A 14,643-nucleotide genomic window follows, 5' to 3' on the forward strand; every position below is an offset into this window, starting at 1 on the left:
GAAAAGGGCCGGAGCATCGCTGCCCCGGCCCTTTTTTAGTCCATTGTGAACCCTGTTAAGCGCCCTGTGGCGTCGGCTCGCCCCACGGGTTGCCGCCGCCCGGACGGCGCGACTTGGGGATCGACGAACCCGTCGCCGAACGCGGCTGCGGCGTGCGGCCCGCCTTGTCGTCGCGGCCGATATCCTCGCCGGCGATCGCTTTCTTCGCCTCGTCGCCGGTCAGCGTCTCATATTCGAGCAGCGCCAGCGCCAGCTTGTGCAGCTCGTCGAGATTGTCGGTCAGCACCTGACGCGCCCGCGCCTCGCCTTCCTCGACCAGACGGCGGACCTCGGAGTCGATCAGCCGGGCCGTCTCCTCCGACATGTTCTGCGCGCGGCTGACCGAGTGGCCGAGGAACACCTCGTCCTGATTGTCGCGATAGCGCAGCCAGCCGAGCTTCTCGGACATGCCATATTCCATCACCATCGAGCGGGCCATGTCGGTGGCCTGCTGGATGTCGTTGGAAGCGCCGGTGTTCAGCTCGTCCGCGCCGTAGATGAGCTGCTCGGCGATACGGCCGCCGAAGCAGAGCGCGAGCCGCGCCTTCATCTGCTTCATGCTCATCGAGTAGCGATCGCGCTCGGGCAGGTTCCATGTCACGCCGAGAGCGCGGCCACGCGGGATGATCGTCACCTTGTGGAGCGGATCGCAGCCCGGAACATGGAGCGAGACAAGCGCGTGGCCGGCCTCGTGATAGGCGGTCGAGCGCTTCTCCTCCTCGGTCATGACCATGGACTTGCGCTCGGCGCCCATCATCACCTTGTCCTTGGCCTCCTCGAACTCGCGCATGGCGACGAGGCGCTTGCCCTTGCGGGCGGCCAAGAGCGCGGCCTCGTTGACGAGGTTGGCAAGGTCGGCGCCCGAGAAGCCCGGCGTGCCGCGCGCGATGGTGCGGACGTTGACATCGGGCGCGGTCGGGATCTTCTTCATGTGGACGGCGAGGATCTTCTCGCGGCCGTCGATATCCGGGCGCGGCACCACGACCTGACGGTCGAAGCGGCCCGGACGCAGCAGCGCGGGGTCGAGCACGTCGGGGCGATTGGTCGCCGCGATAATAATGATGCCTTCGTTGGCCTCGAAGCCGTCCATCTCGACGAGGAGCTGGTTCAGCGTCTGCTCGCGCTCGTCATTGCCGTTGCCGAGGCCGGCGCCACGGTGACGGCCGACCGCGTCGATCTCGTCGATGAAGACGATGCAGGGCGCGTTCTTCTTGGCCTGCTCGAACATGTCGCGGACGCGCGACGCGCCGACGCCGACGAACATCTCGACGAAGTCCGAACCCGAAATGGTGAAGAAGGGCACGCCCGCCTCACCGGCGATGGCGCGGGCGAGCAGCGTCTTGCCGGTGCCGGGCGAGCCGACCAGCAGCGCGCCCTTCGGAATCTTGCCGCCCAAGCGGGCGAAGCGCGACGGATCCTTCAGGAAGTCGACGATCTCCTGAAGCTCCTCGCGGGCCTCGTCGATGCCGGCGACGTCATCGAAGGTGACGCGGCCATGCTTCTCGGTCAGCAGCTTGGCGCGCGACTTGCCGAAGCCCATCGCGCCCGAGCCGGCGTTCTTCTGCATCTGGCGCATCACGAAGAAGGCGATGCCGAGGATCAGCAGGAAGGGCAGCGCCTGATAGAGCAGCAGCAGCCACACCGAGGTCTGCTCCTCGGGCTTGGCGCGGAAGCGGACGCCATGATCCTGGAGACGCTGCACGAGCTGCGCGTCGCCGGGCGAGATGGTGTGGAAGCTCTGATCGTTGCCGATCTTGCCCGAGATCACATTGTCCGCGATCACGACATCCTTGATGCTGCCATCGTCGACCTTCGCCAGGAAGTCCGAATAGGCGATCGTGTCGCCGGCCCGGCTGTCGCGCATTCCGCCGTCGAACAGCGAGACGAAAAGGAAAAGGGCGCCGACGATGGCGAACACGACCAGCATGTTCTTCATCCAGGCGTTGCCGTTGCCCTGGGGTTCCTTGTCGTCGTTCTGCATGAGTGTTCCGATCAGAGTGTCCCGCCAATTATGTAGGTGGAGGCGGGTTAATGGCAATGGAACAAGATCGATCAGGCTGATCGGCGCGGCGGAGCGGGGCGGAAACGCCATGTTACGCCCCCGGTCGCCATGACGTCGGCCAGCGTGGCGGTGCCGCCGGCACTGAGCGTGGCCATCAGGCGGGCGAGGCCGGGGCCGTCAGGCGAGGCCTGAAAATGACGTGAGAACAGCAAGATAAGGGCACGGCGGAGGATGTCGCGGGGGGCATCGCCGGGGGAGAGGAGGGCGTCGCTGCCTTCCGTCCGGCAGGATTGAGCGAAAAATCGCTTTGCCAGCGTATCAAGGGCCTCTTCGGCGTCGCGCAGGTGGTTGGCGGAGGCCGCGACTCGCAGCGGGTCGAGCCATGGCGTCGTCGCGAGCAGGGCACGGGCGGCGGTGCGGCCGAATCGGGCGTCATGATTGGAGGGGTCGCGCGCGGGCTCGATCCCGGCGGCGGCGACGATCGCCTCCAGCTCGGCCTTGCGCCAGCCGAGCAGCGGGCGGAGCAGCTTGGGGCCGTCTGGATCGGCCTCGTCGATAGGGCGGATGGGGCGGATGCCCGCAAGGCCCGACAGGCCCGCCCCGCGCGCGAGGCGCATCAGCAGCGTTTCGGCCTGATCGTCGGCATGATGCGCGGTGAGGATGGCGGCGAGGCCCTCCTCGCGCGCCCACTGGTGGAGCGCGGCATAGCGGGCGCGGCGGGCCTCGCCCTGCACGCCTTCGCCGGCAGGCGCGACCGTGACCCGTACGATCCGATGCGGCACGCCGAGCGCGGCCGCGACCGCACCCGCCGCCGCCGCTTCGGCTGCCGCCTCGGGGCGCAGCCCATGGTCGACGGTCATCGCCTTCACCGGCCCCGCGCCGACTTTCGCCGCGAGAAGGAGCAGCGCGACGCTGTCCGGCCCGCCCGACAGAGCCACGCCGATCGGCGCGGTGACGGGCAGGCCGGCTAGCTCCAGCAGCCCGTCATGATCGGCGGTGAACCGTTCGCGGACTTCGGGCTCAGGCCCCGCACTTGGCATCGATGCGGCCCTGCGCGACCTTGGCCTTGAGCGTCGCGTTGGCGCTCGCGCCATAGACGTCCTGGAACTCGCCATAGGCCTGGCAGGCGTCGCTGTTCTTCTTCAGCTTGGTGAGCGTGACGCCCAGATAATAGAGGCTGTCCGGCGCCCGCTCGCCGCGCGGGAACTGCTTGTAGCTCGCGTAGAACGCCTTGGCGGCGTCGGCGAGCTGGCCGTCGTCGAGATAGGCGCGGCCGATCAGGTTCTGCGCATAGCTCGCCCGCTTGTGCTTGGGATATTTGCTGACGACCTGCGCGAGCTGCTTCTCGGCATCGGCATAGCGCTTCTGCGACCAGAGCGTGTAGCCCAGCATATAGCTGTCCTCGGCGGGATCGCCGGTCTTGGCGATGGTGGGCATCGCGTCGCCCGCCGGCGCCGCGCCGCCGCCGGTCTCGTCCGCCATGGCGGGCGCGGGGGCGGGCTTGCCGGTGACGGGCTTGCGGCCGGCGGGGCCGAAGGGCGGGGCCGGCTGATTGGCGGCCTGGCCGATAGGCTGCGGCCCGCCGTTCGGCGCCGGTGCGCCGGCGCCGCCCTGTTCGAGCGCGTTCAGGCGATAGTCGGTATCGCCCTTCATCTTGGCATATTGCTGCTCGAGCACGGTCAGCCGATGACCGCCCTCCTCGACCTGGTTGGTGAGCTGCTGGACCTGCTGCTCCAGCGCGGAGACGCGGTTGGTGAGATCGCTGATCGCCGATCCCGCCGGCGATCCCGCATCGGTGGGCGCGGCGGTGGGCGGCGCGATCTGCGGCTCGAAATATTGCGGATTGCCGCCCGGAAAGACCTTGCGCTGAACCGCGTGCATTTCCTTTTCGAGCTTGTCGACGCGGGTCGGAAGGCTGTCGGACTGGGCGAGGGCCGGCGCGGCGGTGCCGGCCAGAAGAAGGGCGATGATCGCCAGGCGCATGGGCATGATCCCGTGAAGTGGTCCGGCCCTTCTATCGCGAAACGGGGCTGTCGCCACGATGAAGCGCCGGGAGATGCGAAAGAAAGATCAGTCCCCCTGCGTGCCGTCGCGGAAAGCCGATGGCATGGCGGGCGCACCCGGCGCCTGCGGCGCGGTCGCGGCCGGCTGTCCGGCGGCGGGCGCCGAAGCGGCCCCGCCCGCCACCAGCGCGGCGGCCTTGAGGCTGACGTTGGAGATGGTGTGCGCGGGCTTGCCGAGCGGCGCGACCGGCTTGCCGCCGACGGTGACGGTCAGCCCCTCGGGCCGGCCGGTGCGGATCACCGGATCGACGGCGGTGGCGGGCACGTCATAGGTCTGGCCCTTGTCGAGCACGCCCATGAACAGCGTCGGCCCGTTGCGTTCGGAGATCTTCACCCAGGTCGGCTGCACGGCGACGAGCTGGACCGGGCCACCCGTGGGCGCCGCCGGAGGCTGCGCGGCCGGTTGCGGCGCCGAGCTGGCCGTGGCCGTGGCGGGGGCAGCCATGGCGGTCTGGTTGGCCTCGTCGCCGTTGGCGGCCAGCTCGGCGCGGGCATTGGCGCCCTCGCCCGTCATCATGCCGCTGCGCCAGATGCCGTAGCCCGCGGCCAGCACCACCGCGATCACCAGCGCGACGACCGCGAGCAGGCGCGGCGGCAGGCGGACCGGATCGGCCGGCTCATAGGGCTCGTAAGCGACGCGCGGCGTATCGTGCGACACCTGCGCGAGCTCGCTGCGGAAATCCTGGCTGAGCAGCACCGGATCGAGATCGACGGCGCGCGCATAGGCCTTGACGAATCCGGCGCTGTACGGGGCGGCCGGCAGCCCCTCGAGCCGGCCATCCTCGATCTGCACCAGGTGGCGCACCGGCACGCGGGTCTGCTTGCCGATTTCATCAAGCGACTGTCCACGCGCCTCGCGCGCGGCACGCAGCCGCGCGCCTACCGTCGTCGGGCCGTCCGCCGCCCGCTCGCCCATCTCGTCCATTCCGTCTCCCCGCCGAGCCCGGCGCACTTCGCCACGCCCCACTACTGGCGCGTTTTCGCAACACTGGCGTGGCAAAGTCAAATGGCTGCGTGCAGCATTTTTGTGGATACGATCCGCCCGGTCGTTCCGTTCCCCGAAAACGGGCGGATCGTCAGAGAATGGCGACGCGGCGTTCGTCGGCCCAGCTCTCCATCCGGGCGCGCAGATCGCGCGGCGCCTCGGCCAGCCAGGCCGGCATCGCCTCGCGCAGGGCGACGAGATCGAGCGAGCGGATCATCGCTTTCACCGGGCCGACGGCGGCCGGCGTGATCGACAGCCGATTGATGCCGAGGCCGAGGATCGCCATCGCCTCCAGCGGCCGTCCGCCCATCTCGCCGCACACGCCGACGGGCACGCCCGCCTCGCGGCAGGCGCGCGTCACCCGGCTGAGGAAGCGCAGGATGGCGGGGGACAGCCAGTCGTACCGCTCGGCCAGCTTGGGATTGCCGCGATCGGCGGCGAACAGGAACTGGGTGAGGTCGTTGGTGCCGATCGACAGGAAATCGAGCCGGGGCAGCAACTGGTCGAGCATCTCGGCCAGCGCCGGCACTTCCAGCATCGCGCCGTAGCGGACCGCCGTCGGCCCCATCCGCCCGCGCCCGGCGAGCCATTCGCGCTGCCGCTCGAACAGGTCGCGCGCCTCCTCATATTCCCATGGCTCGGAGACCATCGGGAACATCACATGCAGCGTGCGCCCGGCGGCGGCTTCCAGCAGCGCGCGGGCCTGCGCCTTCATCAGCGCGTCGCGCTCGAGCGCGAGGCGCAGCGCGCGCCAGCCCATCGCCGGGTTCTCCTCGCCCTCGGCGCCGTCCACCTTCATGTAGGGGAGCGCCTTGTCGCCGCCGATGTCGACGGTGCGGAAGATCACCGGGCGATCGCCGGCGGAATCCATCACGTCCCTGTAGAGCCGCTGCTGGCGCTCGCGCTGCGGCAGCGTCGCGGAGACGAGGAACTGGAACTCCGTGCGGAACAGGCCGATGCCGTCCGCGCCGGTCACATCCAGCGCGGCCGCGTCGTCGCGCAGGCCGGCATTGACCATCAGCTCGACGCGCACCCCGTCCTGGGTCAGCGCCGGCAGGTCGCGCATCGCAGCGAATTCGGCGCGGCGGCGCTGGGTGACGGAGAGCTTGGCCTCGAACACCTCCTCCATCGGCGAGGAGGGGCGGGCGACGAGCAGCGGCTGGGTCGCGTCGAGGAGCAGCAGGTCGCCCTCGGCCACCAGATGCCGCACGTCGCGGACGCGGCCGAGCACGGGAATGCCCATCGCGCGCGCCACGATGGTGACGTGGGCGGTGAGCGAGCCCTCCTCCAGCACCACGCCCTTCAGGCGCCGGCGATCATATTCGAGCAGTTCCGCCGGCCCGAGGTTGCGCGCGATCAGGATCGAATCCTGCCGGAGGCCGAGCTGGGCGGCGGTGCCGAGCTGCCCCGCCACGATGCGCAGCAGGCGATTGGAGAGATCCTCCAGATCGTGCATCCGGTCGCGCAGCAGCGGATCGTCGATCTCGCGCATCCGCATCCGGGTGCGCTGCTGCACGCGCTCGATCGCCGCCTCGGCGGTGAGGCCCGAGCTGATCGCATCGTTGATGCGCCGGCTCCAGCCTTCGTCATAGGCGAACATCTTGTAGGTCGCGAGCACGTCCTGATGCTCGCCGGCCGTACCGAACTCGGCCTGGCTGGTCATCCGGTCGATCTGCTCGCGCATCTGGCGGAAGGCGGAATAGACGCGCTGCCGCTCGATCTCGACATCCTCGGCGACGGTGTGCTCGATCACCACATGCGGCTGGTGGAACACGGCGTGGCCGCGCGCCATGCCGTCGACCAGCTTGAGGCCCGAAAGCTGCGCCGGCCCCATGTCGCGCGCGGTGACGCCGCCGCCCACGCTCTCGTCGACGAGGCCGGCCGCCGCGATCAGCTCGGCCAGCACCATGGCGACCGTCTGGAGCGCCTCGATCTCGACATCGTCATAGCGGCGCGGCGCCTCGTGCTGGACGCAGAGCACGCCCACCGCCCGCTCGCGCCGCACGATCGGGACGCCGGCGAAGCTGTGGTAGATGTCCTCGCCCGTCTCGGGCTTGTAGGCGAATTCGGGGTGGGCGGCCGCCTCGTCGAGGTTGAGCGTCTCGACATTCTTGGCGATCGTGCCGACGAGGCCTTCGCCCAGCGCCAGCTTGGTGACGTGGACCGCCTCCTGCGACAGGCCGCGCGTCGCGAACAGCTCCAGCACGCCGTCGCGCAGCAGATAGACCGAGCAGACCTCGCTGGTCAGCGCCTCGCCGATGATCTGGACGACATTGTTGAGCTTGGCCTGCGCGTTGGTCCGTCCGGCCATCACGTCGTGCAGCCGCGTCAGGATCACTCGGGCGGCGGTGGCGGCGGCGGTAGGGGGCGGAACAGGCATGACGTTACGGCTAACAGTCAAACCGGCCGAGACCAAGCACCGTTCGCCTCCATCGTGACGAAGCCCGGCTTGCCGCGCCCGTCAGGTGGCGGGCGGCTCGATGCGGGAGAGGCCGAGGCGGGGGATCTCGATCGCCGGGCAGCGGTCCATCACCACCTTGAGCCCGGCCGCCTCGGCGCGGGCGGCGGCGGCCTTGTCGATCACGCCGAGCTGCATCCACACCGCCTTGGCCCCGACGGCGATCGCCTCGTCCACCGCCTCGCCGGCCTTCTCCGAATTGCGGAAGATGTCGACGAGGTCGATCGGCTCGCCGATCTGCGCCAGCTCGCGCCAGACGAACTCGCCATGGAGATGCTCGCCGGTGATCTGCGGATTGACCGGGAACACCCGGTAGCCGTGCATCTGGAGCGTGCGCATCACGCCGTTGCTCGGCCGGCTCGGCCGGTCGGACGCGCCCACCAGCGCGATGGTGCGCGTCGACTGGAGCAGTTCGGCGATGTCGTCGTCTTCGGTGAGCGGCATGATCGTCCCTCCGGGGCGGGCTGTTCACTCACCGAAATGAGTCAGCGCTGCCTTTTGTTCAATGCCTCGACCAATTGCTCCGCGATGCGCAGGAAGGGGGCGGCCGTGTCGCCGTCGCCCGCCGCCGGGGGCTCGCCCGCGTCGGAGGCGAGGCGGATCGCGATGTCGAGCGGCACGCGGCCGAGGAAGGGGATGCCCAGCCGCTCGGCCGCCGCCTCCGCACCGCCCTGCCCGAACGGATCGGAGACCTCGCCGCAATGCGGGCAGGCATAGCCGGACATGTTCTCGACAAGGCCCAGAATCGGGATGCCGGCGGTGTTGAACAGGTCGATCGCGCGGGTGGCGTCGATCAGGGCCAGATCCTGCGGGGTCGAGACGATCACGGCGCCGGTCGGGCGGTGCTTCTGGATCATCGAGAGCTGGACGTCGCCGGTGCCGGGCGGCAGGTCGACGACCAGCGTGTCCGTCTCGCCCCAGCGCGCGTCGACAAGCTGGCCGAGCGCGCCCGAGGCCATCGGCCCGCGCCACGCCAGCGCCTTGTCCGGCCCGACGAGCTGCCCCATCGACAGCATCGGCACGCCCCACTTCGTCTCGATCGGATTGAGTTGCTTCGATTCGGCGGTGGGCCGCTCGCCCTCGGCCGCCATCAGGCGCGGCTGCGAGGGGCCGTAGATGTCGGCGTCGACGAGGCCGGCCTTCAGCCCGAGCCGCTTGAGCGCGATCGCGAGGTTGGCCGACAGCGTCGACTTGCCGACGCCGCCCTTGCCCGAGCCGACCGCGATCAGGCGGCGCTCATGCTTCTCGGCGGTCTGCACGACGCGGACCTCGCGCACGCCCTCGATCCCGCCGAGCACGCGGCGCACGTCATTCTCCAGGATGCCGCGGCCCATCTCGTCGAGTCCGGTGACGTCGAGGATGACGCTGACGGTGCCGTCCGCGGCGAGGCGCGGCGGGGCGATACGGCCTTCGGCATGGGGAAGCTGGGCGGCGAGCGCGGCGGCGAGGGAGGGGGTGTCGGTCATGATGGCCGAGCGCATAGGCCCCGTCCTCCCCGATGGCACTATTTTTCCGCGTTTCGCCCCCTATAATGACCCCCATGATCGACGAAATCGGGCGGGTCGACCGCGATACCCCCCAGGCGGTGCTGAGCGAGAATGGCCCCTGGGGCGGGCGCGGCGAGGGCGATGGCTCTGGCGGTGGCAAAGGTTCCGGGCCGGGCGGGGGCGATGGTCCGCGCAATCCGTGGACCCAGCCGCCCCGAAAGCCCCGCGCCCCGCGCGGCGCGTCGCAACCCTCGCTGGAGGATCTGGTCAGCCGGCTGCGCGGCCGGTTCGGGGGCGGGCTGCCCTCGGGCGGCGGGCGGTCGCTGTGGGGCTATGCGCTGGCGGTGTTCGTGCTGCTGTGGCTCGGCACCACCTCGATGCACCGCATCGATCCGCAGGAACGCGGCGTCATCACCCGCTTCGGCGCCTATGCGGGCACCTTGAAACCCGGCATCGGCATGACCCTGCCCGCGCCGATCGACGTCGTGACGCGCGTCAATGTCGACCAGATCCAGAATTTCGACGTGCCGGCCTCCGGCGGCCAGAACCTTGTGCTGACCGGCGACCAGAACATCCTCGATCTTGCCTATTCGGTGCGCTGGTCGATCCGCGATCCCGAACTCTACCTCTTCGAGCTGGCCGAGCCCGAGGACACGATCCGCGAGGTCGCTGAGAGCGCGATGCGCGAGGAGATGTCGCGCGTGACGCTCGATCAGGCGATCGGCCCGATGCGCTCCGAGATCGAGGCGCGCGTGGCGACGCGGATGCAGGCGCTGCTCGACCGCTATCGCTCGGGCGTGGTGGTGCAGGGCGTGGCGATCCGCCAGGCCGATCCGCCGCAGGCCGTCAACGACGCCTTCAAGGACGTCTCCGCCGCCCAGCAGGACGCGCAGGCCGCGATCAACAATGCGCGCCGCGACGCCGAGCAGGTGATGGCCGGCGCGCAGGCGCAGGCACAGGCCTTCGACAAGGTCTACGACGCCTACAAGATGGCCCCCGAAGTGACCAAGAAGCGCATGTATTACGAGACGATGGAGGCCGTGCTGGGCAAGACCGACAAGGTGATCGTGGATACGCCCGGCGCCAACACCTATCTGCCGCTGCCCGGCTTCCCGCCGCATCGTGCGGCCAACCAGCAGCAGGCGCAGCAGGGGGGCGGCCAGTGACGGTGGCGAACCGCATCCTGCGCAGCCCGATCGGCTGGGCGATCGGCCTGATCGTCGTGGTGCTGGCCTGCGCCGCGGTGTTCACCGTCGTGCCCGAGACCGAGCAGGCGCTGATCGTCCGCCTCGGCAAGCCGGACCGGGTGGTCAATGCCTATGCGCCCGGCGAGCATTTCGGCGGCACCGGCGCCGGCCTCGTCGCGCGCATCCCGGGGATCGAGGAGGTGTTCCTCATCGACAAGCGCGTGCAGAATCTCGACATGGCGAGTCAGCCGGTGCTCTCCACCGACCAGCTCCGCCTCCAGGTCGACGCCTTCGCGCGCTATCGCATCGTCAACCCGCTCCAGATGTATCTGACGGCGCGCGGCGACGAGCGGCGCGTCACCGAGGCGCTGAAGCCGATCCTCGGCTCCGCGCTGCGCAACGAGCTCGGCCGCCGGCCCTTCGCCGCGCTGCTGACGCCCGAGCGCGACGTGGCGATGGCCAACATCAAGACCGCGCTCGATCGCGTCGCCCGCCAATATGGCGCCGAGATCGTCGATGTCCGCATCAAGCGCGCCGAGCTGCCCGACGGCACCCCGCTCGAAAGCGCCTATGAGCGCATGAAGAGCGCGCGCCAGCAGCAGGCGATGACGATCCGCGCCGAGGGCCTCAAGCAGGCCACCATCATCCGCGCGCAGGCCGATGCCGATGCGTCGCGCATCTATGCCGACGCGTTCAATCAAGACCCGGCCTTCTACGATTTCTATCGGGCGATGCAGTCCTATCGCGCCACCTTCGGGGTCGATCGGCCGACCGAGGGCTCCACGCAGATGGTGATCTCGCCCAACAGTGAATATTTCCGGCAATTCGGAGCCAAAGGGAAATAGTGCCGCCATCGCCCGTTCAAATCTTGTTCACGAAGGGGGCCGCAGCCTCGCGGCTCCCGTCGGTGACGGGCTGACTTTCCGACCATCCTCTGGGGAGGCCATCGATCGTGCGTTATGCCTATGCCATCACTGCCGCGCTGCTCGCGGGCGGTGCTGCCGCCACGCTTACCATGCAGCAGCCGGTGGGCGCGCAGGTCGCCCAGAATGCCGGTTCGGCCTCGCACGGCCCGATGGGCGGACCGGCGAGCTTCGCCGATCTCGCCGAGCGCCTCTCGCCGGCGGTGGTGAACATCTCCACCACCCAGCGCGTGAAGGTGCCGCGTCAGCAGAACCCGTTCGCCGGCACCCCCTTCGACGACCTGTTCCGCCAGTTCGGCGGCGGCGACAATGACGACAACAGCAACAGCGGCAACACGACGCCGCAGACGCGCGAGGCGACGTCGCTCGGCTCGGGCTTCATCATCTCGGCGGACGGCTATATCGTCACCAACAACCACGTCATCACCGGCGGCGACCCGAACGAATCCAAGGGCGCGACGCTCGAATCCATCACGGTCACGCTTCAGGATCATACGGAATACAAGGCGAAGATCATCGGCCGCGATCAGGCGGCCGATCTCGCCGTGCTGAAGATCCAGGCGCCCAAGCCGCTGCCCTTCGTGCAGTTCGGCGATTCGACGCGCACCCGCGTCGGCGACTGGGTGATCGCGATCGGCGAGCCCTTCGCGCTCGGCGGCACGGTGACGGCGGGCATCGTCTCGGCGATCCACCGCTCGATCGGCGGCGGCCCCTATGACCGCTATATCCAGACGGACGCGGCGATCAATTCGGGCAACTCGGGCGGCCCGATGTTCGACATGGCGGGCAATGTGGTGGGCATCAACACCGCCATCTATTCGCCCTCGGGCGGCAATGTCGGCATCGGCTTCGCGATCCCGGCGGAGCAGGCCAAGCCGGTGGTCGAGGTGCTGATGAAGGGCGGTCGCGTGAAGCGCGGCTATCTCGGCGTTCTGATCCAGCCGGTGGACGACGCCATGGCGTCCGCGCTCGGCCTGCCCAAGAATCACGGCGAAATCATCCGCAGGGTCGAGCCCGGCTATGCGGCCGCGCGCGCCGGCATCCAGCAGGGCGACGTGATCGTGAAGGTCAACGGCAAGGATGTGACGCCGGACGATTCGCTGTCCTTCCTCGTCGCCAACCTGCCGATCGGCGCGCGCGCGCCGATCGAACTGATCCGCCGGGGCCAGCATATCACGGTGACGGTGGTGGTGGGCGAGCGTCCGCCCGAGGATCAGCTCGCCGGCACGCTCGGCGGCGACAATGGCAGCGACGACGGCGATGACAACGACACCGCCGCCGCGCAGAGCAAGGCGACGCGTTCGGCGCTGGGCCTCAATCTTCAGGCGCTGACGCCGCGTATCGCGGAGCAGCTCGGCGTGCCCGCCTCGACGCGTGGCGTGGTGATCGCTTCGGTCGATTCGTCGAGCGACGCGGCCGCGAACGGCCTCAAGCGGGGCGATGTCATCCTCTCGATCAACCAGCAGCCGGTGACGACCGTCGCGGCGGTCGCGCAGATTTTGGCCGAGGCCAAGAAATCCGGCCGGAACACGGCATTGCTTCAGGTGCAACGGGGCCAGCAGCCGCCGCTCTACCTGGGGGTGAAGCTGGACCAGGCGAACCAGCACTAAGCTCAGAATAAAAAGAGGCTGAACTTCGATGGTTCAGCCTCTTCATAATTTTGCTCTGTGGGGATTAGGTCATGCACACGCATGTGTTGATAATGATCTGACACCCCTGGGTTTTCGGGCAAAAGAGACCTGCCATCGCCGGCGAAAATGCTGAAGCGGAAGCGAATTGAAGGAAGGCGACAGTCAAGACAGTTAACTTCCGACGCATTACTGTACTCCTTTAAAAGATGAACAGCGTGATTCGCGCTCCGAGCGCTTGCCAAAGGTAAACTCAAATGAATGTCGGTCAACAAGACGGCATCTTCATCGGCGCGAGCGCGGACGGCCAGCGGCAGACGCTGGTGATGAAACGCGCCAATCGCCACGGCCTCATCGCGGGCGCGACGGGCACGGGCAAGACGGTGACGTTGCAGGGCATCGCGGAGGATTTCTCCCGCGCCGGCGTGCCGGTGTTTCTCGCCGACGTGAAGGGCGACCTTTCCGGCATCGCCATGGCGGGATCGCCCACCGCCAAGACGCATGACGCCTTCGCCGCCCGCGCCAGGGAGATCGGCGAGGGCGACTGGAGCTATTCGGACAATCCCGCGATCTTCTGGGATCTGCTCGGCGAGCAGGGTCACCCGATCCGTACCACAGTTTCCGAGATGGGACCGCTCCTCCTCTCCCAGCTCCTCGATCTCAACGAGGTGCAGGAAGGCGTGCTGACCGTCGCCTTCACGCTCGCCGACAAGGAGGGGCTGCTGCTGCTCGATCTCGACGATCTCGGCGCGATGCTGGGCGAGATCGCCAACCGGGCGGACGAGCTGGCGACGACCTACGGCAATGTCTCGAAGGCGAGCGTCGGCGCGATCCAGCGCGCGCTGCTCCAGCTCCGTTCGCAGGGCGGCGAGCATTTCTTCGGCGAGCCCGCGCTCGACATCCACGACTTCATGCTGACCGACGACAAGGGCCGGGGCCAGATCTCGATCCTCGCCGCCGACAAGCTGATGGCGAGCCCGAAGCTCTATTCCACCTTCCTGCTCTGGATGCTCTCCGAGCTGTTCGAGGCGCTGCCCGAGGTGGGCGACCCGGATCAGCCCAAGCTCGTCTTCTTCTTCGACGAGGCGCATCTGCTGTTCGACAATGCGCCCCCCTCGCTGCTCACCAAGGTGGAGCAGGTGGTGCGGCTGATCCGTTCCAAGGGCGTCGGCGTCTATTTCATCACGCAGAATCCGATCGACGTGCCCGACACGGTGGCGGGCCAGCTCGGCAACCGGATGCAGCACGCGCTGCGCGCCTTCACGCCCAGGGATCAGAAGGCGGTGAAGGCGGCGGCCGAGACTTTCCGCGCCAATCCCGGCGTCGATGTCGCGACCGCGATCACCGAGCTGAAGGTGGGCGAGGCGCTGGTCTCGCTGCTCCAGCCCGATGGATCGCCCGCGCCGGTGGAGCGCACGCTCGTCAAGCCGCCGAGGAGCCGCGTCGGCCCGATCACGCCGGCCGAACGCGCGACGCTGCGCCAGCTCTCCCCGCTCGGCGCCAAGTACGACACGCCGCTCAACCGCGAATCGGCGGCCGAGAAGCTCGCCGCCAAGGCGCAGGCGGCGGCCGCCCAGGCGCCGGTGGACGCCCCGGCGGCGCAGGGCCGGACGGCGGCGGCCCAGCCTTCGATGTTCGACAAGATGCTCCAGTCGGCGGCGCGCTCGGCCTCGTCCTCGATCGGGCGGCAGGTCGCCAACGAGGTGGGGCGCCAGATCTTCGGCACCGGGCGGCGTTCCTCGTCGGGCGGGGGGCTGGCCGGGCAACTGGTCCGTGGCGTGCTCGGTGGGTTGATGCGTAATCTTTGAGGGGCGGAATCCGCCGTTTTGTTTGCCCCTCGTTAACCGCGCCCCGCTAGGTGTGCGGCGGTA

At 69.0% G+C, this 14,643-nt stretch carries 11 protein-coding genes; 4 read left to right on the plus strand and 7 right to left on the minus strand.

Going from position 1 to position 14,643, the window contains the following annotated elements; translation table 11 throughout:
• Positions 1-55 precede the first annotated feature (55 nt).
• From ftsH to FHS98_RS16200, 7 genes are all read right to left on the minus strand, one after another.
• Entirely contained in the window at positions 56-2,020 is a 1,965-nt protein-coding gene (ftsH, locus tag FHS98_RS16170) for an ATP-dependent zinc metalloprotease FtsH (RefSeq protein ID WP_167107501.1), read from the minus strand.
• Between the two features lie 71 nt (positions 2,021-2,091).
• Entirely contained in the window at positions 2,092-3,081 is a 990-nt protein-coding gene (gene tilS / locus FHS98_RS16175; RefSeq protein ID WP_167107505.1) for a tRNA lysidine(34) synthetase TilS, read from the minus strand.
• Positions 3,062-4,030 carry a tetratricopeptide repeat protein gene (locus FHS98_RS16180; RefSeq protein WP_243848069.1) on the minus strand — a complete coding sequence of 323 codons (969 nt, stop codon included), beginning with the start codon at positions 4,028-4,030 and terminating at the stop codon, positions 3,062-3,064. Before FHS98_RS16180 ends, tilS begins: the two co-directional genes overlap by 20 nt.
• 81 nt (positions 4,031-4,111) lie before the next feature.
• Positions 4,112-5,029 carry a helix-turn-helix domain-containing protein gene (locus tag FHS98_RS16185; protein ID WP_167107508.1) on the minus strand — a complete coding sequence of 306 codons (918 nt, stop codon included), beginning with the start codon at positions 5,027-5,029 and terminating at the stop codon, positions 4,112-4,114.
• A gap of 151 nt (positions 5,030-5,180) precedes the next feature.
• Positions 5,181-7,469, minus strand: coding sequence for a phosphoenolpyruvate--protein phosphotransferase (gene ptsP, locus FHS98_RS16190; protein ID WP_167107511.1), 2,289 nt, complete (start codon positions 7,467-7,469; stop codon positions 5,181-5,183).
• Positions 7,470-7,550: 81 nt separating this feature from the next.
• Positions 7,551-7,991, minus strand: coding sequence for a CoA-binding protein (locus FHS98_RS16195; RefSeq protein ID WP_167107514.1), 441 nt, complete (start codon positions 7,989-7,991; stop codon positions 7,551-7,553).
• A 41-nt stretch (positions 7,992-8,032) separates the two neighbouring features.
• A complete protein-coding gene (locus FHS98_RS16200; RefSeq protein WP_167107518.1) occupies positions 8,033-9,013 on the minus strand; it encodes an Mrp/NBP35 family ATP-binding protein in 981 nt (326 codons plus the stop codon).
• A gap of 74 nt (positions 9,014-9,087) precedes the next feature.
• Here FHS98_RS16200 and hflK point away from each other — a divergent pair, with 74 nt between their 5' ends.
• The 4 genes from hflK (at position 9,088) to FHS98_RS16220 (ending at position 14,580) form a co-directional block, all read left to right on the plus strand.
• Positions 9,088-10,200 (plus strand): FtsH protease activity modulator HflK, encoded by a 1,113-nt coding sequence (hflK, locus tag FHS98_RS16205; protein WP_243848070.1) that lies wholly within the window; start codon positions 9,088-9,090, stop codon positions 10,198-10,200.
• Positions 10,197-11,066: an SPFH domain-containing protein gene (gene hflC, locus FHS98_RS16210; RefSeq protein WP_167107525.1), complete on the plus strand. Its 870-nt coding sequence runs from the start codon at positions 10,197-10,199 to the stop codon at positions 11,064-11,066. Before hflK ends, hflC begins: the two co-directional genes overlap by 4 nt.
• A gap of 107 nt (positions 11,067-11,173) precedes the next feature.
• Positions 11,174-12,754 (plus strand): Do family serine endopeptidase, encoded by a 1,581-nt coding sequence (locus tag FHS98_RS16215; protein ID WP_167107528.1) that lies wholly within the window; start codon positions 11,174-11,176, stop codon positions 12,752-12,754.
• 275 nt (positions 12,755-13,029) lie between these two features.
• On the plus strand, positions 13,030-14,580 hold the full coding sequence (locus tag FHS98_RS16220; RefSeq protein WP_167107531.1) for a helicase HerA-like domain-containing protein: 1,551 nt from the start codon (positions 13,030-13,032) through the stop codon (positions 14,578-14,580).
• Positions 14,581-14,643 lie beyond the last annotated feature (63 nt).

Source organism: Sphingomonas oligoaromativorans (genome assembly GCF_011762195.1).
Lineage (GTDB): Bacteria > Pseudomonadota > Alphaproteobacteria > Sphingomonadales > Sphingomonadaceae > Solisphingomonas > Solisphingomonas oligoaromativorans.